Genomic DNA, 22,421 nt, shown 5'->3' on the forward strand with positions numbered 1-22,421 from the left:
CGATCTAGCCGCTGATGAACTCTTCGAGCTGGGTGCGTGCGATGTCGTCGGGCAGTTGCTGCGGCGGGCTCTTCATCAGGTAGGCCGACGCGGCGACCACCGGCCCGCCGATACCGCGGTCCTTGGCGATCTTGGCCGCCCGGACCGCGTCGATGATCACCCCCGCGGAGTTCGGCGAGTCCCACACCTCGAGCTTGTATTCCAGGTTCAGCGGCACGTCGCCGAAGGCGCGGCCTTCCAGGCGGACATAGGCCCACTTGCGGTCGTCGAGCCAGTCGACATGGTCCGACGGGCCGATGTGCACGTCTTTAGTCTTGAACTCGCGCTGCAGATTCGACGTGACCGCCCGGGTCTTGGAAATCTTTTTCGACTCCAGCCGCTCGCGTTCGAGCATGTTGAGGAAGTCCATGTTGCCGCCCACGTTGAGCTGCATGGTGCGGTCCAGTTGCACGCCGCGATCCTCGAACAACTTGGCCATCACCCGGTGGGTGATCGTCGCACCGACCTGGCTTTTGATGTCGTCGCCCACGATCGGCACACCGGCGTCGGTGAACTTGGCGGCCCACACCGGGTCGGAGGCGATGAACACCGGCAGCGCGTTGACGAAGGCGACCCGGGCGTCGATCGCGCACTGGGCGTAGAACTTGTCGGCTTCTTCCGATCCCACCGGAAGGTAGGAGATCAGCACGTCGACGTCGGCCTCGCGCAGCACCGTGACCACGTCGACGGGTTGGGCGTCGGACACGTCGATGGTGTCGGCATAGTACTTGCCGATGCCGTCGAGCGTCGGGCCGCGCTGCACCACCACGTTGGTGGGCGGCACGTCGGCGATCTTGATCGTGTTGTTTTCCGAGGCGAAGATCGCATCGGACAGGTCGAAGCCGACCTTCTTGGCGTCGACGTCGAACGCGGCGACAAATTTGATGTCGCGGACATGGTAGGGCCCGAACCGTACATGCATCAGGCCCGGTACCGACGCCGACTCGTCGGCGTTCTGATAGTACTGGACGCCCTGTACCAGCGACGACGCGCAGTTGCCTACGCCGACAATGGCAACCCGGATTTCCGTCGACGCCTCTGCCGCAGTTTGCTGTGTCATAGGGCGTTCTCCTTACCTTCTACCTCTGTCGTGGTGTTTTTCGTGGCTGGGATTGCGTTAGGACTGCTCGGCGCGGCGTTGCGCCACGTGTTCGGCTGCGATCAGCTCGTTGAGCCACTTGACTTCGCGTTCACTGGACTCCAGCCCGAGCTGGTGCAGCTGGCGGGTGTAGCGGTCCAACGAGTTACTGGCCCGCGCAATGGCGTTGCGCAGGCCCTCCCTGCGCTCCTCCACCTGGCGGCGGCGGCCTTCTAGAATGCGCATCCGCGCTTCGGCCGGGGTGCGGTTGAAAAACGCCAGGTGAACCCCGAAACCGTCGTCGGTGTAGTTGTGCGGACCGGTGTCGGCCACCAGCTCGGCGAAGCGCCGCCGACCGGCATCGGTCAGTTGGTACACCCGCCGGGCGCGTCGCACCGGGGTCCCGGCCGGGGCGGCGTTCTCGGCGATCAAACCGTCGGCCTGCATCCGGCGCAGCGCCGGGTAGAGCGACCCGTAGGAAAACGCCCGAAACGCTCCGAGCAGTCCGGTCAGGCGCTTGCGTAATTCGTAGCCGTGCATCGGCGACTCGAGCAGGAGGCCGAGGATGGCGAGCTCCAGCATCGAGTCACCTCCTTTACCCAGGTCGTCGGCGGGCCCATTGCGGCGCGCACGCCATGGCTCGCGCCATAGTATCGCCCCGATATATTCGCCACTACATTAGCCGGTGTTTGGGTGGTGTTCAGCTGGTGAGCACGGATGGTTCACCGGGTTGACGGCGGGCGTGGCCACCCACGGCCGCGCGGCGGCGTGATCTCGGAGTGTGGCGGCGGGCAACAGTCGTACTCTGGTGGGCGTGCGATCGCAGCGACAGGTAGTGGACTATGCGCTTCGGCGCCGCTCGCTGCTGGCCGAGGTCTACTCGGGGCGAACCGAGGTGTCCGAGGTCTGCGACGCCAACCCTTACCTGCTGCGGGCTGCGAAGTTCCACGGGAAAGCCAGCGCGGTCATGTGTCCGATCTGCCGCAAGGAGCAACTCACGCTGGTGTCGTGGGTGTTCGGCGAGCATCTGGGCGCGGTTTCCGGCTCCGCGCGCAGCGCCGAGGAACTGGTCATGCTGGCCGCCCGGCACCCGGAATTCTCGGTACACGTCGTGGAGGTCTGTCGGACCTGCAGCTGGAATCACCTGGTCAAATCGTATGTGCTCGGCGCGGCCCGGCCTCCCAAGGGCACCCGCGGCCGGCGGACCGCGCGCGACGACGCGCGCACGGCCAGTGAATAGCCGCCGACACCCGGACCGCTTGGCCGCCGATGCCCCGAGCGGTGCCGGGCAATACCCGGCCGGGTCCGGCGCTGACGACAACGGCTCGCGTCGGCAACCACAACGCCCGGATCGCGGCGTTCCACCGGACAACCGGCTGACAGCTGTCCTGCCGCCGGTCACCCACGACGATCCGGGCCGGGTCGCGGATCCGATCGCAGCGGTCAAGGCCGCGCTGGACGACGCCGGGCCCCGGCCCGTCACAGGTGGTCCGATCACGTCGCCCGAATCACCGCGACAGCGCGACCGGCCCGCATCCGGCCTGCCGCCGCAGCCGCCGCCGGGCCGGGCTCGGTTGCGACGGATCGACGGCAGGCCGATCCGACGCGGACTCACGGTGACCGCGGCCGTGGCGGTACTGCTGCCCATCGTCACCTTCCTGATGGCCTATGTCATCGTCCAGGTGCCCGGGCCCGGCGACATTCGTACCAACCAGGTGTCGACGATCCTGGCCAGCGACGGCACCGAGATCGCCAAAATTGTCCCGCCCGAGGGTAATCGCGTCGACGTCAACCTCGACCAAGTACCGTTGCATGTGCGGCAGGCCGTGATCGCCGCCGAGGACCGCAACTTCTACTCCAATCCTGGATTTTCGCTCTCCGGATTCGCGCGCGCGGTCAAGAACAATCTGTTCGGCGGCGACCTGCAAGGCGGCTCGACCATCACCCAGCAGTACGTCAAGAACGCGCTGGTGGGCTCGCGGCGCACGGGGATGGCCGGTCTGATCCGCAAGGCCAAGGAACTCGTCATCGCCACCAAGATGTCGGGGCAGTGGTCTAAAGACCAAGTGCTGCAGGCTTACCTGAACATCATCTACTTCGGGCGCGGTGCCTACGGCATCTCGGCGGCGTCTAAGGCGTACTTCGACAAACCCGTCGAACAGCTCGACGTCGCCGAAGGCGCGCTGCTGGCCGCGTTGATTCAGCGCCCGTCCATCCTCGACCCGGCGGTGGACCCGCGCGGCGCCAGGCAGCGCTGGAACTGGGTGCTCGACGGCATGGTCGAGACCGGAGCGTTGTCGTCGAAAGACCGGTCAGAACAGGTTTTTCCGGCGACAGTGGCACCGGATCAGGCCCGCGCGCAAACCCAGACCACGGGGCCCGAAGGGCTCATCGAACGACAGGTGACCAAAGAGCTGCTCGATCTGTTCAACATCGACGAGCGCACACTGAACACGCAAGCCTTGCAGATCACCACGACGATAGACATGCAAGCCCAGCGGGCCGCCGAGAAAGCGGTGTCCAAATACCTCGAGGGTCAGGACCCCGCCATGCGGGCCGCGGTGGTGTCCATCGACCCGCACAACGGCGCGGTCAAGGCGTACTACGGCGGCCCGGATGCCAACGGCTTCGACTTCGCGCAAGCCGGCCTGCAGACGGGGTCGGCGTTCAAGGTGTTCGCTTTGGTCGCGGCGCTGGAACAGGGCATCGGTTTGGGTTATCCGGTGGACAGCTCGCCGTTGACCGTCGACGGTATCAAGATCAGCAACGCGGAGGGCGACAGCTGCGGCACCTGCAACATCGCCGAAGCGCTGAAACGATCCTTGAACACCTCCTACTACCGGTTGATGCTCAAGCTGAAACACGGGCCCGAAGACGTGGCGCGGGCGGCTCATGAGGCCGGGATCGCGGAGAGCTTTCCCGGTGTCGCGCACACGCTGTCCGAAGACGGCCAGGGTGGTCCACCCAACAACGGAATTGTGCTGGGCCAGTACCAGACCCGGGTGATCGACATGGCGTCGGCGTATGCCACGCTGGCCGACTCCGGGGTCTACCACGCACCGCATTTCGTGGCCAAGGTGGTCAACTCCACCGGCCGAGTGCTCTTCGACGCGGCCAGCCGCGATACGGCGGGCGAACAGCGCATCCCCAAGGACGTCGCCGACAACGTCACGGCGGCGATGCAGCCGATCGCCGGTTACTCGCGCGGCCACAACCTGGCCGGTGGCCGGCCCTCGGCGGCTAAGACCGGCACCACCCAGTTCGGCGACACCGACGCCAACAAAGACGCCTGGATGGTCGGCTACACCCCGTCGTTGGCGACGGCGGTGTGGGTGGGCACGGTTGACGGCAACCAGCCCTTGGTCACCGCGGGGGGCTCGCCGGTGTGGGGTTCGACCCTGCCGGCCGACATCTGGAAAGCGACCATGGACGGCGCATTGAAAGGCACCCCCAGCGAGTCGTTCCCCAAGCCGACCGCGATCGGTGGGTACGCGGGCGTGCCGGCGCCGCCGCCGGAAATAGCGCCGCCGCCCCCACCATCGGAGACGGTCATTCAACCCACGATTGAAGTCGCACCGGGCATCACGATTCCGGTCGGGCCGCCGACCACTGTTGCGGTCGCGCCGGGACCGGGCGAATCCGAGGCTCCCGCAGCGCCACCGTGACGGGCGTACCGACAGGCCGCCGTGTCTCGCCGGGCCGGCTGGCTGCCGACCTGCGCAGCGCCGACGACCGTGACTGTCCCAGCCGCACCGATTTTCTAGGCTCGGCCTTGTCGAATGTCATCGGCGGACCGGTCGGTCGGCACGCGCTGATCGGGCGGACTCGGTGGCTGACCCCGCTGCGGGTGATGGTGCTCATCGCCCTGGTCTTCCTGGCGCTGGGATGGGCGACGAAAGCCCCCTGCCTGCAGAGCACCGGGACCGGGCCCGGGGAAGACCGGGTGGCCAACTGGCAAAACCAACGTGCCTATTACCAACTGTGCTATTCGGACACGGTGCCGCTCTATGGCGCGGAGTTGTTGAGCCAGGGCCGGTTTCCCTACAAGTCGAGCTGGCTCGAGACGGATGCCAAGGGCGTTGCGAAGGTCCGCTACGACGGCCACCCGGCGGTGCGCTACATGGAGTATCCGGTGTTGACCGGTGTGTATCAGTACGTCTCGATGGCGTTGGCCAAGACCTACACCGCGTTGAGCAAGCTGGTGCCGCTGCCGGTGGTTGCCGAGGTGGTGGTCTTCTTCAACGCCGCCGCGCTCGGGCTGGCGATGGCCTGGCTGGCGACGGTGTGGGCCACTGCAAGCCTGGCGGGCCGGCGGATATGGGACGCGGCGTTGGTCGCCGCGTCACCATTGGTGATCTTTCAAATATTCACCAATTTCGATGCCCTGGCAACCGCTTTGGCGACCGGTGGGCTGCTGGCATGGGCACGGCGGAGGCCGGTGCTTGCCGGTGTGCTGATCGGTCTGGGAGTGGCCGCCAAGCTGTATCCGGTGCTGCTGCTGGGCCCGCTGCTGGTGCTCGGGGTCCGCACCGGAAAACTGCGTGCGGTGACCAAGGCCACCACGGTGACAGCGCTGACCTGGCTGCTGGTGAACATGCCGGTGCTGGTGCTGTTCCCGCGGGGTTGGTCGGAGTTCTTCCGGCTCAACACCCGCCGCGGCGACGACATGGACTCGCTGTACAACGTCGTCAAATCGTTCACCGGATGGCCCGGCTTCGATCCCAAGATCGGTTTCTGGCAGCCGCCGACAACGTTGAACACCGTCGTCGCAGTGCTGGTCACGGCGTGCTACGCCGGGATCGGCTACATCGCGCTCACGGCACCGCAGCGACCCCGGCTGGCACAGTTGGCGTTTTTGGTCGTCGCAGCGTTCTTGTTGACCAACAAGGTATGGAGCCCGCAGTTCTCGCTGTGGCTGGTACCGCTGGCCGTGCTGGCGCTGCCGCACCGGCGGGTCTTGCTGACCTGGATGACCATCGACGCGCTGGTGTGGGTGTCTCGCATGTACTACCTCTACGGTGACCCCAACCGGGGGCTGCCCGAGCAGTGGTTCACCGCATCGGTGCTCGCGCGCGATATCGCGGTGCTGGCGTTGTGCGTGCTGGTGGTCCGCCAGATCTACCGGCCCGGCGAGGACCTGGTGCGCTGGGGCGGTCGGATCGACGATCCGGCGGGCGGGGTGTTCGACCGGGCCCGCGATGCGCCGCCGCGGTGGCTGGCGGACGGGTTGCGGCCGGCCCGGTTGCGGCGCTCGCCCTCGCGCGCGGACGGGTTGGTCTCGTGACCGCACGGTACAGGCCGTCGGCACCAGTCAAGGCCGACGCCGCGTCCCGCCGGAATTTCGCGCGCTGCGCCGCCTTCCGGTACCCTGGTGCGGTTGCCGACGCAGGCGACCCTCCTGCCACGCACCACGCCGTGGCCGCAGACGACCATAGGAGGTGATGAGGTTCCCATGCGTCCGTACGAAATCATGGTCATCCTCGACCCCACTCTCGACGAGCGCACCATAGCTCCGTCCTTGGAGACCTTTCTCAACGTCGTCCGCAAAGACGGCGGAATCGTGGAGAAGGTCGACATTTGGGGTCGGCGGCGGCTGGCGTACGAGATTGCCAAGCACGCCGAGGGCATCTATGCGGTCATCGACGTCAAGGCGGCCCCGGCGACGGTCTCCGAGCTCGACCGTCAACTCAGCCTGAACGAATCGGTGCTGCGCACCAAGGTGATGCGCACCGACAAGCATTAGCTGGATCGTGGGCACCTGTGGGCACCTGTGGGCAAATGACCGCGGGACATCGGAGCTGTTGCGTAGGCTCGGCGCAGTGACAATTCACCCGCCCAGTGCAGGCGGCTTCAGGAGGAAATCGTGGCTGGCGACACCACCATCACCGTTATCGGCAACCTGACCGCTGATCCGGAACTGCGGTTCACCCCGTCCGGTGCTGCCGTGGCCAATTTCACCGTGGCTTCCACGCCGCGGATCTACGACCGTCAAACCGGGGAGTGGAAGGACGGCGAGGCGTTGTTTTTGCGCTGCAATATCTGGCGTGAGGCCGCCGAGAACGTCGCCGAAAGCCTGACCCGCGGGTCACGCGTCATCGTGCAGGGCAGGCTCAAACAGCGGTCGTTCGAAACCCGGGAGGGCGAGAAGCGCACAGTGGTCGAGGTCGAAGTCGACGAGATCGGACCGTCGCTTCGATATGCCACCGCCAAGGTCAACAAGGCCAGCCGCAGCGGCGGGAGCGGCGGGTCGCGCCAGGTGACGGCTCAGGCCGGCGGCGGGGGCTCCGACGACCCGTGGGGCAGCGCTCCGGCCTCCGGTTCGTTCGGCGGCGGTGACGAGGAACCTCCGTTCTGATATCCCGATTATCTGACGAAAGAGAACGACATGGGCAAATCCAGTAAGCGGCGTCCGGCTCCGGAAAAGCCGGTCAAGACGCGCAAGTGTGTGTTCTGCGCCAAAAAAGATCAGGTGATCGACTACAAGGACACCGCCTTGCTGCGCACCTATATCAGCGAGCGCGGAAAGATCCGTGCCCGCCGAGTCACCGGGAACTGCGTGCAGCACCAGCGCGACATCGCGCTCGCGATCAAGAACGCCCGCGAGGTCGCGTTGCTGCCCTTTACCTCCTCGGTGCGCTAGACCCACCCAGCACAGAAAGCGTGAGCGATGAAGCTGATTTTGACTGCCGAGGTCGACCACCTGGGATCGGTCGGCGACACCGTCGAGGTCAAAGACGGGTACGGACGCAACTTCCTGCTGCCGCGCGGGCTGGCGATCGTGGCGTCGCGCGGTGCGCAGAAGCAGGCGGACGACATCCGGCGCGCGCGGGAAGCCAAGCGGATTCGGGACCTGGAGCACGCCAACGAGCTCAAGGCAGCGCTCGACGCGCTCGGCACCGTCTCGTTGCCGATGAGGACGTCGGGTGAGTCCGGCAAGCTGTTCGGCGCGGTGACAGCCGGCGACGTGGTGGCGGCGATCAGGAAGGCGGGCGGTCCCGCCCTCGACAAGCGGGTCGTGCGACTGCCCCAGACGCACATCAAAACGGTCGGTACGCACCCGGTGACGGTGCATCTACACCCGCAGGTCGACGTCGAGATCGCGGTGGACGTCGTCGCCGAGAACTGACCGTCCGCAACACCGGACCCGGCGGCGTGGCGGGGGCGCTCCCGCCTGCCCGGGTACCTTCTGATCCGCGCGACGCAACTGGCGAATTTTCCCGACGCCCACCAAGGCTGTGGACGTTACCGTCTGTTAACGCTTTCCGCATCTGATCGCAACGCAACACGCCCGAAATAGCTACCGGCCGCGACACGCCGAAGAGATTCTCATCCACATGCCGTGGACCCGATTATCGTTCGTTTAGCTGCGTAAATAGCGTGATCAGGCCGGATCCTCCACAGGTTATCCACATCCGCCTCAACACGGGTGCCGATAGCTATGCACATCCGATGCACAGTTTCGTGAACAGCGCCGCTTGGCGGCCCCGCCAGCAACATTTAGCGTCGATCCGGCCGATGTCGGTGCCGTGGCTTAGCGTTCGCGGTACCGGCGTCGAATGCAGGTTCGACCGGTGCGTCGAGGCGGTGTCGAGGGAGGTGGGAGCTCGTGGCGGTCGTCGATGATCTCGGGCATTCCGGCATGGACGCCCCCAGCGAGGACTTCGGCCGCCAACCGCCTCAGGACCTCGCGGCCGAGCAGTCGGTGCTCGGCGGGATGCTGCTGAGCAAGGACGCCATCGCCGACGTGCTGGAACGGCTGCGCTCCAGCGACTTCTACCGCCCGGCACATCAAAACGTCTACGACGCCATCCTCGACCTCTACGCACGCGGAGAACCCGCCGACGCGGTGACGGTGGCCGCCGAGCTGGACCGCCGCGGCCTGCTGCGCCGGATCGGCGGTGCGCCGTATCTGCACACCCTGATCTCGACCGTGCCCACCGCCGCCAACGCCGGCTACTACGCGGGCATCGTCGCCGAGAAGGCGCTGCTGCGCCGGCTGGTGGAGGCCGGCACCCGGGTGGTGCAGTACGGCTACGCGGGGGCGGAGGGCGCCGACGTCGCCGAGGTGGTCGACCGGGCGCAGGCCGAGATCTACGAGGTCAGCGAGCGCCGGCTCGCCGAGGACTTCGTCTCGCTGGAGGACTTGCTGCAGCCGACGATGGACGAGATCGACGCGATCGCCTCCAACGGCGGGCTGGCCCGCGGGGTGCCGACCGGGTTCACCGACCTCGATGAGGTGACCAATGGGTTGCACGCCGGGCAGATGATCATCGTGGCCGCCCGGCCCGGCGTGGGTAAGGCGTTGGCCTTGGATACCCCACTGCCCACGCCGGCCGGCTGGACCACGATGGGCGACGTCACCGTCGGCGACGAGCTGCTCGGCGCCGACGGGCGCCCCACCCGGGTGCTGGCCACCACCGACGTCATGCTGGGCCGGCCGTGCTACCGGATTGAGTTCTCCGACGGTACGGTGATCGTCGCCGACGCCGAGCACCAGTGGCCGACCGGGCACGGGGTCCGCACCACGGTCGAATTACGGTGCGGGCTCGACACTATCGCTGCGGCCGGGTCGTTCGGGCGGTATGCGGAGCGTGCGACCGCGACCTTGATGGCCCCGGTGCTGCAACTGGAGTCGGTGCGGCCAGTCCGCAGCGTTCCGGTGCGCTGCGTGCAGGTCGACAACCCGGCCCGGCTGTATCTGGCCGGCCGCGGGATGGTGCCCACGCACAACTCCACCCTCGGGCTGGATTTCATGCGGTCCTGCTCGATCAAGCACCGGATGGCAAGTGTCATCTTCTCGTTGGAGATGAGCAAGTCCGAGATCGTGATGAGGCTGTTGTCGGCGGAGGCGAAAATCAAGCTGTCCGATATGCGTTCGGGCCGAATGAGCGATGACGACTGGACCCGGCTGGCGCGGCGGATGAGCGAGATCAGCGAGGCGCCGCTGTATATCGACGACTCGCCGAACCTGACCATGATGGAAATCCGGGCCAAGGCGCGGCGGCTGCGGCAAAAAGCCGATCTGCGCTTGATCGTGGTCGACTACCTGCAGCTGATGACGTCGGGAAAGAAGTTCGAGTCGCGCCAGGTCGAGGTCTCCGAATTCTCGCGCCAACTCAAGCTATTAGCCAAGGAACTCGAGGTTCCCGTTGTCGCGATCAGCCAGCTCAACCGCGGGCCGGAGCAGCGTACCGACAAAAAACCGATGCTGGCTGATCTGCGGGAGTCGGGATGTCTGACCGCTTCGACGCGGATCCTGCGTGCCGACACCGGCGCCGAGGTGACGTTCGGTGAACTGATGCGCACTGGTGAGCGGCCGCTGGTGTGGTCGCTGGACGAGCAGCTGCAGCTGGTGGCGCGGGTGATGACGAACGTGTTCCCCAGCGGACGCAAGGAGGTGTTCCGGCTTCGGCTGAGCTCGGGACGGGAGGTCGAGGCGACCGGCAACCATCCGTTCATGACGATCGGCGGCTGGACACCGTTGGAGCAGTTGAGCGTTGGCGATCGGCTGGCGTTGCCCCGCCGTGTACCCGAGCCGGTTGACGTCCGGCGGATGGCTGATGCGGAGGTCGTCGCCCTGGCCCGCATGATCGGCGAGGGGTCATGGGTACAAGACTGGCCGATCCGCTATGCCTGGACCGATGATACTGACTTGGCCGCGGCAACAGTGTCAGCAACCCGAGTCCCCGCCGGACGCGACGACTACCCCACTGCCCGGGTGACCACACCGCGGTCGCCGGTGCGCTATCGGTTGGCACGTGGTCGGCGCCGCAGCCGGGAAAAGTGTGTACCGAAGCGGGTGTTCGCCTTGCCCAATGATCAGGTTGCCTTGTTCCTGCGCCAGCTGTGGGCGATGGGCGGCTCAGTGCGGTGGGACGCTAAAGTCGGTCAACGCCGGATCTGTTGCGCATCGACGAGCCGACGTCTGGTCGACGACGTGGCCACGCTTCTGCTGAGAGTCGGCGTGTTCGCCCGGATCAAGCGCGTGCTCAAGGCCGGCTGCCGCGACTCCTGGCAGCTGTCCATCGACGGTACGGAGAACCAGGCGGCCTTTCTGCGCCACGTCGGTAACACCGACCTCGATGCCGTGCCACAACAGACGCGGACACAGGTCACCACAACCTCCTCGAGCCGGCCGATGACGCATCGCCAGATTCCTGCGCCGTCCACCAGCGACGTGGTGTGGGATCAGATCGTCGAGATCACCAGCCTGGGCGAGAGGGACGTCTACGACGGAACCGTCGCGGGCACGCACAACTTCGTGGCACAAGGGATTGCCGTGCATAACTCGCTGGAACAAGACAGCGACTTGGTGATTTTGCTGCATCGGCCCGACGCGTTCGAACGCGACGATCCCCGCAGTGGTGAGGCCGACCTGATCCTTGCCAAGCACCGCAACGGCCCGACCAAGACCGTGACCGTCGCACACCAACTGCACCTGTCGCGGTTTGCCAATATGGCCAGGTAGTGGCCGCTCAGGTGGGTTCTCAAGACCTCGGTCAACACTGATCCCCTGATCGCCGGCCTCGTAGGAAATGAAGCGGATCGTGAGACAAGCGGGCCGGAACCGCCGCGAGACAACCGGGAGCATTCCAAGTCAGCGGTAGCCGGAGATGTCGCCGACGGCGAAAACCTACAGCTCAGATCGTCGAGCTGCATCTGCGCTGAAGCTCAGTCGGAGTATGCGAGCGGTGTCAGGTGGCGACGCAGCCGATAGGCCGCGGTCAGCCCGCCGAAGGAGCCTCCGATGATCACGATGTGGGTTGTCATGGCATCAGGTGGGTTTTAGACGTTGATGATGTGGTCGGCCCAGGCGCTCCACTCGGCCAGCTCGCTCATCGAGGAGCGGTGCGCACCCTCGATGAGCCGCTCGTCGGGTAGGCCGCGGGCGTCCATGCACGTACCGCAGTTTCCGATCACCCCGCCCTTGGCGACCAGCGCGGCGGTCATCTTGGCCAGGTTGTAATAGCCGTTGGGAACCTTTTGCCCGCTGCTCACCGCGATGACCGCATCGCCGAAGTTGAACACCCGCACCTGGTTGGCGGGGTCGGCGTCGAGCAGCTGGCGCGCCCAGCGGATGCCGTTGTAGGTGCGTTCGGTGCCATAGGGCGGATCGTGCAAGACGAACAGATACTTCACGGTGTCTCCTAGATAAGCCGGGCCGGTGGTCCGGCGTGTCGATGAAGCACGGGCCTTCTCATGTTCTATAGTGATCCAACGAACACTAGATACCGTAATCCACGGAATAGTGGAGAGACAATGGGTGAACACACCGATCGCAAAGCGGTGCTGTTCGAGCAGATCGCCCGGGTCGGCAAGGCGCTGGGCCACGGGCGTCGGCTGCAGATCCTGGATCTGCTGGCCCAGGGGGAGCGCACCGTCGAAGCGATCGCGGCAGCCACCTCGATGAACCTGACCACCGCCTCGGCGAATCTGCAGGCCCTGAAAGCCGGCGGGCTGGTGACGGCACGCCGCGACGGAACCCGGCAGTACTACCGGCTCACCGGGCCCGATGTGGCCCGGCTGTTCGCGCTGGTGCAAACCGTCGCCGAGGCGCATCTGGCCGACGCGGCGGCCGCAGCCGCCGCGGTGCTGGGTTCCCCGGCCGATGCCATCACCCGCGACGAGCTGTTGCGCCGCACCGAGGCCGGCGAGGTCGTGCTCATCGATGTGCGACCGCACCAGGAGTACCAGGCCGGCCATATCCCCGGCGCGATCAACATTCCGGTCGCCGAATTGGCCGATCGGCTCGCCGAGTTGCCCGCCGATGCCGACATCGTCGCCTACTGCCGCGGCGCCTACTGCGTGATGGCCCCCGATGCGGTGCGCATCGCCCGCGCCGCCGGGCGCAACATCAAACGCCTCGACGACGGCATGCTCGAATGGCGACTGGCCGGGCTACCGGTCACCGAGGGCGCGACGGCCGGCGGCACCCGATGACCACCCGGTGGACGCGCACGTGATGCCGCAACGCCCCGGCGAGGCCGCCGGCATCGATCAGGTGCAGCCGCCACAGGAAACGCCACCTGTCATCGCCGTGGGGCACCACGTCGACGAGGGGCTGCTGTGGCGCCGGATTGGGCGCCGGCTGCTTCCGCTGCTGCTGGTGCTTTACGTGGTGGCGTTTTTGGACCGGGTCAACATCGCCACCGCCGCGCTAAGAATGAACGCAGACCTGGGGCTGTCGGCAAGCACCTACGGATTGATCTCGGGCAGCTTTTTTCTGGGTTACGTAGCGTTTCAGGTACCCGCCAATTGGGTGTTTCACCGGATGGGGATCCGGCGGTGGCTGGCGGTGCTGTTGACCGGGTGGGGACTGTTCGCCGCCGCCCCGGCGTTCGTCGATGACGCCGCCGGACTGATCATCACCCGAATCGGGCTGGGAGTGGCCGAGGCCGGGTTTTATCCCGCGGTGGTGTGTTATCTGGGCCGCTGGTTTCCCCCGGCGGTCCGTGCCCGCGCGCTGGCGGTATTCCTACTGGCGATCCCGATCGCCAACATCGTCGGCATGCCGGTGTCGAGCCTGCTGGTCGCCCACGGCGCGCTGGGCGGCCTGGCCGGCTGGCGGGTGATGTTTCTCGCCGAAGGCCTGCCCGCGGCGGTGCTGGCGCTGGTGGCGTTGCGCGGCCTGACCGACAGCCCCGAACACGCCGACTGGCTCAGCGCCGCCGAAAAGACCGCGCTGGCACGCCACCTGGTAGCCGACAGCGCAGGCCGCGGCGCGTCGTTCGCCGCCGCGCTGACCGACCGGCGGATGTATACGCTGGCCGCGATCAACGCCGGTCTGTACTTCGCCCAGTTCGGGGTGCAGTTCTTTGTGCCGCTGATCCTCACAACGCTGTATCCGCACGCCTCGATCACCATGATCGGCGGGCTGGGGGCGGCCTGCTTCACCGCGGCCGCAGTGGCGATGCTGGGCTGGGGCCGCCGCTCGGATCGGCGCGGCGAGCGCACCACCCACCTGGCCGCCCCGGCCCTGACCGGCGCCGCCGTGATGGGCGGCGCGGTCGCCTGCGGGTCACCGCTGCTGCTGGCGCTCGGTGTGGCGATCACCACCGTGTGCGTGCTCGCGGCGATCCCGATCCTGTGCAGCATCACCACCGCCTGCTGGACCGGCGCCGCCGCCGCCGGCGGCATCGCCGCGGTCAACAGCATCGCCAGCATCGCCAGCGGGCTGGGCCCGTACGTGACCGGCTTTGTCACCGACGCCACCGGCGGCTACGACACCGCCCTGCTGCTGATCGCCGCCGCCCTGGCCGGCACCGGACTCGGCGCCCTCGCCCTGGGCAGAAAAGGCTCGTCCGGCGCCACCTGCCGCAATCCGGCACAGCTCGGCGCCGATCCCGCGACCTGACCGAGTTCAACCCCCGCGGTGATCCCGGGGTCGACGCACCGCGGACCATCCCAGGCCAATGAGGACCAACACCGCGAGAATGCCGACCAAGGGCCACACGCCGAGGCTGTCGACGAGATGCGCCAGCCAGCTCTGGGTGATGCGGGCGGTACGGATGATCGGATCCTCGGGGCTCGCATGGGTGAAATACAGCCGGATCTCGTAGTACCCGTAGTACGTCACATACAGCCCGGTCAGCAACATGATGACGCCGGCAATGCGGCCCACGTACGGCAGGATCCGCCGCACCATGCCGGTGGCCGTCGAACCGGCCAGCGCCACGGCCAGCGCAGCCACCCCGACCGTGATGGCCATCCCGCCCGCATAGGACAGGAAAGCCAACACGCCGGTGAGCACGGATCCTTGTTTGAACGTCGTGCCGATCACCGCGAGGAACGGCCCGATCGTGCACGACAGCGACGCGACCGCATAGCTCATGCCATAGCCGTACATCGACGCCAGCTGCGCGGTCGGCGCCCCACCAGATGGCCTCGGCAAAACAACGGTGAGGTCTCTACCGGCCAGCAACCAAACCGCCAGCAACACCAGCGCGATCCCGATGCTCACCGTTGCGAACGGCAGATACCTCTGGGCGGAGGCGATCAACGGTGAAATCAGCAACCCGAAGACACCGAACACGGTGAGAAAGCCGGCCGCCATGACCACGGTCGCCAGGCCCGCCCGGGCCAGCGCTGCCGGTCGCGAGGATCCTGCCGCGCCGCCGGCGATCACCAACCCCAGATAGCCCGGCAGGAACGCGAAGCCGCACGGATTCAACGCCGCCACCAGACCCGCGCCCAGGGCGAAACCGAGCACCGCGGTGTCGATCACGGCGTGGTCAGCGCCGCTGTCCGGTTGTTCAGGTCGGCTTTGGATATCGCCGACTTGACGACGTCGATGCTGCCGTTGGGCCGGATGAACGCGAACGCCGGCTGCTGGGTGACCCCGAATTTCGTCCATATCGCGCCGGTGGTGTCGGCGAGCTGGGTGAAGTTCTTCACCGGGTACTTGTCGACGAACGCGCGCATGGCCGCCACCTGGTCTTGTCCGGCCACGCCGACGAAAGTCACCCCCGGGTGAGCGGCGGCAGCCTGGCCGACCATCGGAGCTTCGCCCTGACAGGTGGGACACCACGGCGTCCAGAACCACAACACCGCGGGTTTACCGAACAAACTCGCTCCCTGGAACTCCTGCCCCTCAATCGTTTTCGCCGTGAAGTGCAGCTGTTCCGGTACGGTGTGCCCGGCGGCGCCAGCCGGTGCGGTCGGGGGCGTCGACTCGGCACGCTGCTGGGCGCCGGGGTGCGCACCGCACCCCGCGGCGAGGATGGCGGCGGCCGCAAGTGCGCCGGCCAAGCGGATGTATGGCATCGTGATTCCTTTGTTCAGCTGGGCTCTCAGGTGGCGGCCGATCAGACCAACCGGATGGTGACCGCGCTGCATGTCGGGACCGCTCAGCCGTAGCCGATCGGGCTGAGTCCGACGGGAAAACGGTCACCTCACCCTACCGCCGCCGTCAGGTGCCGTCGGTCTAACGGCACCTCCGGAAATGCCCCGATCACCGACCCGAAGGAAGGAATATGGTCTGGGATCGGAAGGTTTTATGGAGCGAAAAGAACAAAATACCTAGGGAGTCGCAAGGAGGTGGTCACCATGCTGACGTTTGAACCGCTCTTTCGTGACCTTGACCGACTCACCCAACAGCTGTGGGGAACTCCGGTCGGCACTGCCGTCCGTCCGACGCTGACGCTGACGGATGTCTGGCGTGACGGGGACAAGTTCATCGCCGAACTCGACCTGCCGGGCATCAATCCCGATTCGATCGACATCACTGTCGACCGGGACACGCTGACGGTCCGCGCGGAGCGTCCCCACCCGGGTGAGGAGGGCCGCGAGTGGATCGCCGCCGAACGGCCGCATGGCGTGTTCAGCCGGCAGCTGTTCCTCGGTGACCAGTTGGAGACCGACAAGATCAGCGCTGACTACCACGACGGTGTGCTGCGGTTGACCGTTCCGGTGGCCGAACACGCCAAGCCGCGCAAGATCGCGATTCAGTCCGGCCCCGCCAAGCAGGCACTCAGCGCCTGAGCCGACGGTCATTAACGACGCCCGTCCGTGCTATGCGTCCCGGACGGGCGGGTCTTCTGCGGGTGGTTGGGGAGGCGATCAGATTCCGATACCGACCAGCCGGCCCGTCTGTCGGCGGCACCGGCTGGTTTCGGCGTTCGGCAGCGAAAGCGACTGGATAACCGTGGCGTCGATTGGTATTCAGCTGATATCTGCGGAGAACCATGGCCAATGTGCACATCGCAGCCCTGCTCGCGCTGAGTTCTGCATTCTCTGTTGCCATCGGCGACGTACTCCAACAAACTGCGGCGCAGCGGATCACCGACAGGCCGGTTGGTCATGTCGAATTGCTGGTGGAGCTGCTGCGGGATCGACGGTGGTGGTGGGGGGCCGTGGCACTGCTGGCCAGCATCGGGCTGCAAGCCGCTGCGCTGGGTCGGGGTTCTGTGCTGCTCGTGCAGCCGTTGTTGACGCTTTCGTTATTGTTCGCCCTGCCCGTGAACGCCAAGCTGTCGCGTCGCGCTGTGACTCGCCGGGAATGGCTCTGGGCCGGCTTGCTGACGGCGGCGGTGGCGGTGATCATGACCGTGGGCCACCCGCAGGCCGGCCGATCGAGCGCGCCGTTGCACACCTGGGCCGTGGTGGTGGCGGTGTTCGGGCCGCTGTGGCTGGGGTGCACCGTCGCTGCCCGCATTCGCGGCGGTGCCCCGGCCGCGATGCTGTTTGCCTTGGCGTCCGGATCGCTCTGGGGCCTGTTCGCCGTGCTCGCTAAAGACGTTGTCGGCCGACTCGCCGACGGCGCGTGGGCGCTTGCCCGAGCACCTGAACTCTATGCCTGCGTGCTGACCGCACTCGGGGGCCTGGTACTGAGCCAGTGGGCATTTCGGGCCGGGCCGCTGACCGCGTCGATGCCCACCCTTCAGGTGTCGCAGCCGGTCATAGCCGCACTGCTGGGTGTTGTCATCCTCGGGGAGACGCTGAACACCGGCCGCGCCGGAATGATCGCTCTGGCAGCGGCAGCGGTGGTGATGACGGCGGCAATCTTCCAGTTAGCCCGCAGCGAAGCCGTCACAACCCCCGCAAGGGTCGACAAGACTGCGCCGGCGGGTCTGGTCGCCCTGCGGCGACACCATGCCGGTGACACACCGTCCGGGCGGCACGCTAACCGGCATCCTTCGGCGCGGCAGCCCGCTCTCGGGCAAGATCGGAGGCGGGCTGTGCCGCTTCAGTGGCCCACCGACGCCGCCCTACCGCGGCGGCCGCGGCTTCACCGGGCCTGAACCGATCATGCAACCACGCCAACGGCTTCGGCGACCACCAGCTCCACGGGCCGAGCAAGTGCATGAAGGCCGGAACCAGAACCATCCGCACCAGGGTGGCGTCGGCCAGCACCGCCAGAGTCAGGCCGAGACCGAGCATGCGCACGAACGACACGTGCGCGGGGATCAACCCGGCGAATGAAATCGACATCACCAGTGCGGCCGCGGTGACCACCCGGCCGGTGCCGGCCAGACCCAGAGCGATGCTCTCGTCGTTGGCGGCGCGCGCCTGCGTTGAGCGCCGCCAGGTCTGCGCAGCGGCGCCGGAGGCCAGCCAGTACTCGCGGATCCGGGAAACGAGGAACACCTCGTAATCCATGGACAGTCCGAACGCGATGCAGAACAACAGCACCGGGATGTTGGCATTCAACGTGCCGGTAGGAGTGGTCCCCAGCGCGCCCAGGTGACCGTCCTGAAAGATCCACACCATCGCGCCGAAGGCTGCCGTCAGCGACAACACATTGCACACCAGCGCTTGGACCGGTAGTACCACGCTGCCAGTGAGCAAAAACAGCAGCGCGAAGGTGATGGCCGCGATCAACCCCAGCACCGTGGGCAGGCGCTTGGTGAGCCCGTCGACGCTGTCGCGATTGGTCTGCGCCAACCCGGCTATCTGTACGGACCGTTCCGCCGGCGTGGGGATCTTGTGCAGTCGGTCGAGCTGGGTGGCCGAGGCCTGCGAAAACAGTGGTGCGGCGCTGGTCACGGTGAGAAATGCGCTGCCTTGGGCAAATCCGGTGGGCGCGGTGGGCGGGCCCACCCGGTGCCCGGCCACGAATGTACCGCTCGGTGCGGTGACCGCCGACACGTCAGGGACCTGCGACAGCGCCGCTGCGTAGCGTTGCAGCTGGACTGGGGTCAGGCCACGAGCGTCGGGCACGACGACGAACATCGCCATTCCGAGATCGTCGGCGAACGAGCTGTCCAACATGTCGGCGACTTGACGTGCAGAGGCCGAGCGGGGCAGCACGCGTTCGTCCGGGAAACCCCAGCGTACTCCCAGGAACGGCATCCCGACCAACAGCAGAACAATCACCACGCTCACGCCGACCGTGGCCGCGTGACGCAGTACGAACTTGGTCGAGCGGTACCAGAACACCTCGTGGGCGGGTTTGCCGGGCTGCTCGGCCGGTGAATTCAGCCACGGCAGCAGCCGGCGCGCCAGCGGACGCACGTCGAGCGCGTCCAGCCGGGGCCCCAGCACGACGATCACCGCCGGTGTCACCACCACGGTCGCCGTCGCGACAATGACCGCAGTGGCGACCATCGCGTATGCGGCCGATTTCAAGAAGTACATCGGAAAGACCGCCAACACCGCCATCGACAACCCGACGGTTGTCGCCGAGAAGAGTGCGGTGCGCCCCGCGGTGGCCATGGTCCGAAACAGTGCCCGCTCGCGGTCGCCGGCCTCGATAAGCTCCTCGCGGTAGCGGCTGATGATCAGCAAGCTGTAGTCGATCGCCAGCGCGAGGCCCATGGCAACGCTGAGGTCCAGTGCGTATGTCGACACGTCACTGACGAAGCTGATCAGCCGCAATACCGACATCGTGCCCACGATCGCCAGCCCGCCCAGGGCAATCGGTATCGCCGCGGCCACCAGGCCGCGGAATATCCAGATCAGCACCACAAAGCTGAGCGGAATCGCGATCGCCTCCATCAGCACCAGGTCACGTTCGTTTTGTCGGTTGATCTGGGCATAGGCCATCGCCATCCCACCGGCGCGGACCGTGACACCGTCGCGGTCATGCGCCAGTTCCGCTGACAGTGCGCTGGCGTACTTCTGAGCGTCGTTCTCCCCGCCCTTGAGGTTCGCCGCGATCAACCCTGATTTGTTGTCCTTGCTGACGAACCGGGCAGCGGACTGCGGCGGCGACGCGGTCCAGGCCGATGACACATTGAGCACCCAGGGTGATTGCTTCAACTTGTGCACGATGTCGGTGGCGACCCGGCGTGCCTTTTCGCTCTGCACGCCGGCGGGGTCGGTGACCACAATCAGCAACTTCTGATCGGTTTGCGCGAACTTGTCCCTGAGCAGTTCGGTCGCCCGCGCCGACTCCGAGCTCGGGTCTTGAAAGCCGCCGGCCGACAAGTCGTGGACCACCGGGAGACCGAAGACCGCCGCCGCGAGCATGCCGAAAACGGTGATCACGAGGATGCGCCAAGGCGCGGCAACGGCATGTCGGGTGATGGCTTGCAGCATCTGGGCATCCTTTCGCTGCAGATCCCGCCCAACACGCCGCTGCCGGATCCGGGCCTTCCTGCGGCCACAAGATCTGAGGCTGCGGGTCGTTCGCCGCCGACGGCGGATCGCACGGTGATTCGGTGGGTATGCTCCAATCTAGGAGTGTAGAGGTACCGCCCACACAACGAGCTTCGGCGGATTCGCCGTCGGTGCGCCGAGCATGCTGCTGAAACTGACCTGGATAATTGATGGACACGACAGACGACACGATCAAAATAAGGTACGCAACCGACAAGGACCTGCAGGCGGTTTATGAAAATCAGGCCCGGGTCTACGGCCTTTCCGTGGACCCCGGAGATGTCGGAGCGTGGAAACGCCGGGTCAACCCCGAGGATATTCTTGTCGCCGAGGACATCTCCGATCCGAAGCAGCCGTTCCTGGTGGGCACATCTCTTTATTATCGGTTGCGGCTCACGGTGCCGGGTGGCGCCACCCTCGACGCGGCGTGGCTGGCGATGATAGCAGTCGCGGCGACCCATAAAGGAAGGAAAATTTGGCAGCAGATCAGTCTTCGGGGCTTCGGAATACTTCAGGATCGCGGTTACCCCATACTGTGTGGTGTTCCGACTGATCCGAAGATTTACGAGATCTTAGGTGGCGGTGTGGCAAGCTACGCTCGCCGGTATGACATCGAGCCGCGCTTTACCGAGCTCCGGGTTAAACCCGGTGCGAACCGGGCACGCGAGGTAGACGTATCTGAGGCCAGACGCCTTTTACCCGAGCTCTATGATCGGTGGTCCGCCGTGACACCCGGGGCGCTGAGCCGAGACAGCGCGTGGTGGACCGATTTTTTAGAAGACCGGGTAACACAGCGCGATAATAAATCGGCGCTTGCTTTTATAGTCCACCCCGACGGTTTTCTCACCTACCGAGTGACCGGAGCATCGCCACACGCTTATCGTCGGCCTTTTGGGTCCGTGGTTGTCGAAGACTTCTGTCCAGTAACCAACGAAGCGCATACAGAGCTACTCGCGACGCTGGTGGCAATGAAGGTGTTCGACAATATAACGGTCGAGGTCCCTGTCGACGATCCACTTTGGCTCAAACTCAAAGACCAACTTGGTGCCCGGACCACAGGCGTTTACGACTTCCTCTGGATGCGGATAATGAACGTGCCCGCGGTGCTGAATTCCCGCGTTTACCTGGCTGATGCCGAGATTGTACTGGAGGTCTCCGACCCACTCGGCGTCGCGGGAGGACGCTTCCTGTTGCAGACTCGTGACGGTGTCGGGAAATGCACTGAGCACGACGGGTCGCCGGACATCCAGATTGGCCTGGGCGATTTAGGGTCGATGTTCATGGGTGCGCATCGGGCTTCGGAACTTTACCGAGCGAACCGCATCACTGAATTTCATAGCGGTGCCTTGCGCAAATTGGACGCCGTTTTTTGCAGTGACCGTGCCCCTTATTGCGGGACCCTTTTTTGAATTGTTTTTCTTATGCGCTGGTGCAATGGTCTTGCTGGGCAGGTGGATCACCGGCGATGCTGAGGCGACAGTCCGACGCTCTCCTGGGCGTGCTGCGCAGCTGGTTCGGCGGTGTCTGCTTCTGGCTGTCTTTTCAGGCCGGCGCGCCCATGCCACTTTGTCGTCAACATCGCAACACCGATAAGGAGATGGACCAATGACACTGCCCGTGCGACGTTCCGGGAGCCAGCCTGAAGCATGGCGACCGTTGCGAGAACTCGACGAGCTGCACGCCCAAATGGACCGGCTCGTGCAGTCCGCACTCGACGGCTGGCGCTGGGCTGACGATCATGCCTGGATGCCGGCAGCCGATGTCACCGAAACCAAGGACAGTTACGTCGTGGAAGTCGAGCTTCCCGGGGTACGCCGGGAAGACGTCGACGTCGAGCTGTCCGGCGACGAATTGGTCATCTCCGGCGAGTTCAAAGAGCGCAAGCGCCAGGGTCTGTTGCGGCGACGCACCAGGCGCGTCGGCAAGTTCGAGTATCGAGTCACGGTTCCCGGTGAAATCCGGGACAGTGACGTCAGCGCGGCGCTGTCGCACGGGGTGTTGACGGTCGAACTGCCCAAGGCGCGCAGTGCCACGGCGCGGAAAATCACGGTGACCGAAAGCGGAACTGGTTCTAGCTGATATCATCTGGGCAGCCGGCTGTGCCGGCTTCGGATCACGCCTGTGATGCTGTGTGCCGAATGCCCGGACACGCGCAAGGTCAGGCCGATCTTTAGCCGGGTATGCGACTTTGTCGAAACTTTTACGCGTAGGTGCGAGGTGCCTCAGCTAAAAGTGAGCGCGAAGCGGTGGTTGGTGCCTCACGCAT

General features: G+C 65.9%; 20 protein-coding genes. 14 read left to right on the top strand and 6 right to left on the bottom strand.

Annotated features, from left to right (window positions below; genetic code table 11):
* Positions 1 to 4: 4 nt before the first annotated feature.
* A complete protein-coding gene (locus tag F6Q13_RS10130; RefSeq protein WP_293055780.1) occupies positions 5 to 1,099 on the bottom strand; it encodes an inositol-3-phosphate synthase in 1,095 nt (364 codons plus the stop codon).
* Positions 1,100 to 1,156: 57 nt separating this feature from the next.
* Positions 1,157 to 1,699, bottom strand: coding sequence for a PadR family transcriptional regulator (locus F6Q13_RS10135; protein ID WP_293055783.1), 543 nt, complete (start codon positions 1,697 to 1,699; stop codon positions 1,157 to 1,159).
* Between the two features lie 232 nt (positions 1,700 to 1,931).
* On the opposite strand from F6Q13_RS10135, the gene F6Q13_RS10140 reads away from it, so the two are divergent.
* The 8 genes from F6Q13_RS10140 (at position 1,932) to dnaB (ending at position 11,585) form a co-directional block, all read left to right on the top strand.
* Positions 1,932 to 2,357: a DUF5318 family protein gene (locus tag F6Q13_RS10140; protein WP_293055786.1), complete on the top strand. Its 426-nt coding sequence runs from the start codon at positions 1,932 to 1,934 to the stop codon at positions 2,355 to 2,357.
* A 136-nt stretch (positions 2,358 to 2,493) separates the two neighbouring features.
* A complete protein-coding gene (locus tag F6Q13_RS10145) occupies positions 2,494 to 4,782 on the top strand; it encodes a transglycosylase domain-containing protein (RefSeq protein ID WP_293055835.1) in 2,289 nt (762 codons plus the stop codon).
* Positions 4,779 to 6,401: a glycosyltransferase family 87 protein gene (locus F6Q13_RS10150; protein ID WP_293055789.1), complete on the top strand. Its 1,623-nt coding sequence runs from the start codon at positions 4,779 to 4,781 to the stop codon at positions 6,399 to 6,401. The genes F6Q13_RS10145 and F6Q13_RS10150 overlap by 4 nt, the downstream gene beginning before the upstream one ends.
* Before the next feature lie 168 nt (positions 6,402 to 6,569).
* Positions 6,570 to 6,860 carry a 30S ribosomal protein S6 gene (rpsF, locus tag F6Q13_RS10155; RefSeq protein WP_293055792.1) on the top strand — a complete coding sequence of 97 codons (291 nt, stop codon included), beginning with the start codon at positions 6,570 to 6,572 and terminating at the stop codon, positions 6,858 to 6,860.
* Between the two features lie 120 nt (positions 6,861 to 6,980).
* The gene (locus F6Q13_RS10160) at positions 6,981 to 7,472 is read left to right on the top strand and encodes a single-stranded DNA-binding protein (protein WP_293055794.1); all 492 of its coding nucleotides are present in this window, start codon (positions 6,981 to 6,983) and stop codon (positions 7,470 to 7,472) included.
* Positions 7,473 to 7,502: 30 nt separating this feature from the next.
* Entirely contained in the window at positions 7,503 to 7,757 is a 255-nt protein-coding gene (gene rpsR / locus F6Q13_RS10165; protein ID WP_293055797.1) for a 30S ribosomal protein S18, read from the top strand.
* 27 nt (positions 7,758 to 7,784) lie between these two features.
* Complete coding sequence (gene rplI, locus F6Q13_RS10170; protein WP_293055800.1) at positions 7,785 to 8,243, top strand: 50S ribosomal protein L9; 459 nt, start codon at positions 7,785 to 7,787, stop codon at positions 8,241 to 8,243.
* A gap of 480 nt (positions 8,244 to 8,723) precedes the next feature.
* Positions 8,724 to 11,585: a replicative DNA helicase gene (dnaB, locus tag F6Q13_RS10175; protein WP_293055803.1), complete on the top strand. Its 2,862-nt coding sequence runs from the start codon at positions 8,724 to 8,726 to the stop codon at positions 11,583 to 11,585.
* 317 nt (positions 11,586 to 11,902) lie between these two features.
* Here the strand turns inward: dnaB and F6Q13_RS10180 are convergent, their stop codons facing one another.
* Positions 11,903 to 12,256 (bottom strand): DsrE/DsrF/TusD sulfur relay family protein, encoded by a 354-nt coding sequence (locus F6Q13_RS10180; RefSeq protein WP_293055806.1) that lies wholly within the window; start codon positions 12,254 to 12,256, stop codon positions 11,903 to 11,905.
* A 120-nt stretch (positions 12,257 to 12,376) separates the two neighbouring features.
* Here F6Q13_RS10180 and F6Q13_RS10185 point away from each other — a divergent pair, with 120 nt between their 5' ends.
* Positions 12,377 to 13,057, top strand: coding sequence for a metalloregulator ArsR/SmtB family transcription factor (locus F6Q13_RS10185; RefSeq protein WP_293055809.1), 681 nt, complete (start codon positions 12,377 to 12,379; stop codon positions 13,055 to 13,057).
* A gap of 7 nt (positions 13,058 to 13,064) precedes the next feature.
* Positions 13,065 to 14,471, top strand: a complete 1,407-nt coding sequence (locus F6Q13_RS10190) for an MFS transporter (RefSeq protein ID WP_293055812.1) — start codon at positions 13,065 to 13,067, stop codon at positions 14,469 to 14,471.
* Positions 14,472 to 14,477: 6 nt separating this feature from the next.
* On the opposite strand, the gene F6Q13_RS10195 is transcribed toward F6Q13_RS10190, so the two are convergent.
* Positions 14,478 to 15,341, bottom strand: coding sequence for a cytochrome c biogenesis protein CcdA (locus F6Q13_RS10195; RefSeq protein WP_293055815.1), 864 nt, complete (start codon positions 15,339 to 15,341; stop codon positions 14,478 to 14,480).
* A complete protein-coding gene (locus F6Q13_RS10200; RefSeq protein WP_293055818.1) occupies positions 15,338 to 15,880 on the bottom strand; it encodes a redoxin domain-containing protein in 543 nt (180 codons plus the stop codon). The genes F6Q13_RS10195 and F6Q13_RS10200 overlap by 4 nt, the downstream gene beginning before the upstream one ends.
* A gap of 282 nt (positions 15,881 to 16,162) precedes the next feature.
* Here F6Q13_RS10200 and F6Q13_RS10205 point away from each other — a divergent pair, with 282 nt between their 5' ends.
* Both F6Q13_RS10205 and F6Q13_RS10210 read left to right on the top strand, forming a co-directional pair.
* Entirely contained in the window at positions 16,163 to 16,597 is a 435-nt protein-coding gene (locus F6Q13_RS10205) for an Hsp20/alpha crystallin family protein (protein ID WP_293055821.1), read from the top strand.
* 203 nt (positions 16,598 to 16,800) lie between these two features.
* Positions 16,801 to 17,856, top strand: a complete 1,056-nt coding sequence (locus F6Q13_RS10210; RefSeq protein ID WP_367141271.1) for a DMT family transporter — start codon at positions 16,801 to 16,803, stop codon at positions 17,854 to 17,856.
* On the opposite strand, the gene F6Q13_RS10215 is transcribed toward F6Q13_RS10210, so the two are convergent.
* Positions 17,738 to 20,095, bottom strand: a complete 2,358-nt coding sequence (locus F6Q13_RS10215) for an MMPL family transporter (RefSeq protein WP_293055824.1) — start codon at positions 20,093 to 20,095, stop codon at positions 17,738 to 17,740. The two genes, F6Q13_RS10210 and F6Q13_RS10215, sit on opposite strands and share 119 nt — an antisense overlap.
* Positions 20,096 to 20,325: 230 nt before the next feature.
* On the opposite strand from F6Q13_RS10215, the gene F6Q13_RS10220 reads away from it, so the two are divergent.
* On the top strand, positions 20,326 to 21,564 hold the full coding sequence (locus F6Q13_RS10220; RefSeq protein WP_293055827.1) for a GNAT family N-acetyltransferase: 1,239 nt from the start codon (positions 20,326 to 20,328) through the stop codon (positions 21,562 to 21,564).
* Between the two features lie 196 nt (positions 21,565 to 21,760).
* Complete coding sequence (locus tag F6Q13_RS10225; protein ID WP_293055830.1) at positions 21,761 to 22,234, top strand: Hsp20/alpha crystallin family protein; 474 nt, start codon at positions 21,761 to 21,763, stop codon at positions 22,232 to 22,234.
* Positions 22,235 to 22,421: the final 187 nt, after the last annotated feature.

This window comes from Mycobacterium sp. (genome assembly GCF_008709575.1).
Classification (GTDB): domain Bacteria; phylum Actinomycetota; class Actinomycetes; order Mycobacteriales; family Mycobacteriaceae; genus Mycobacterium.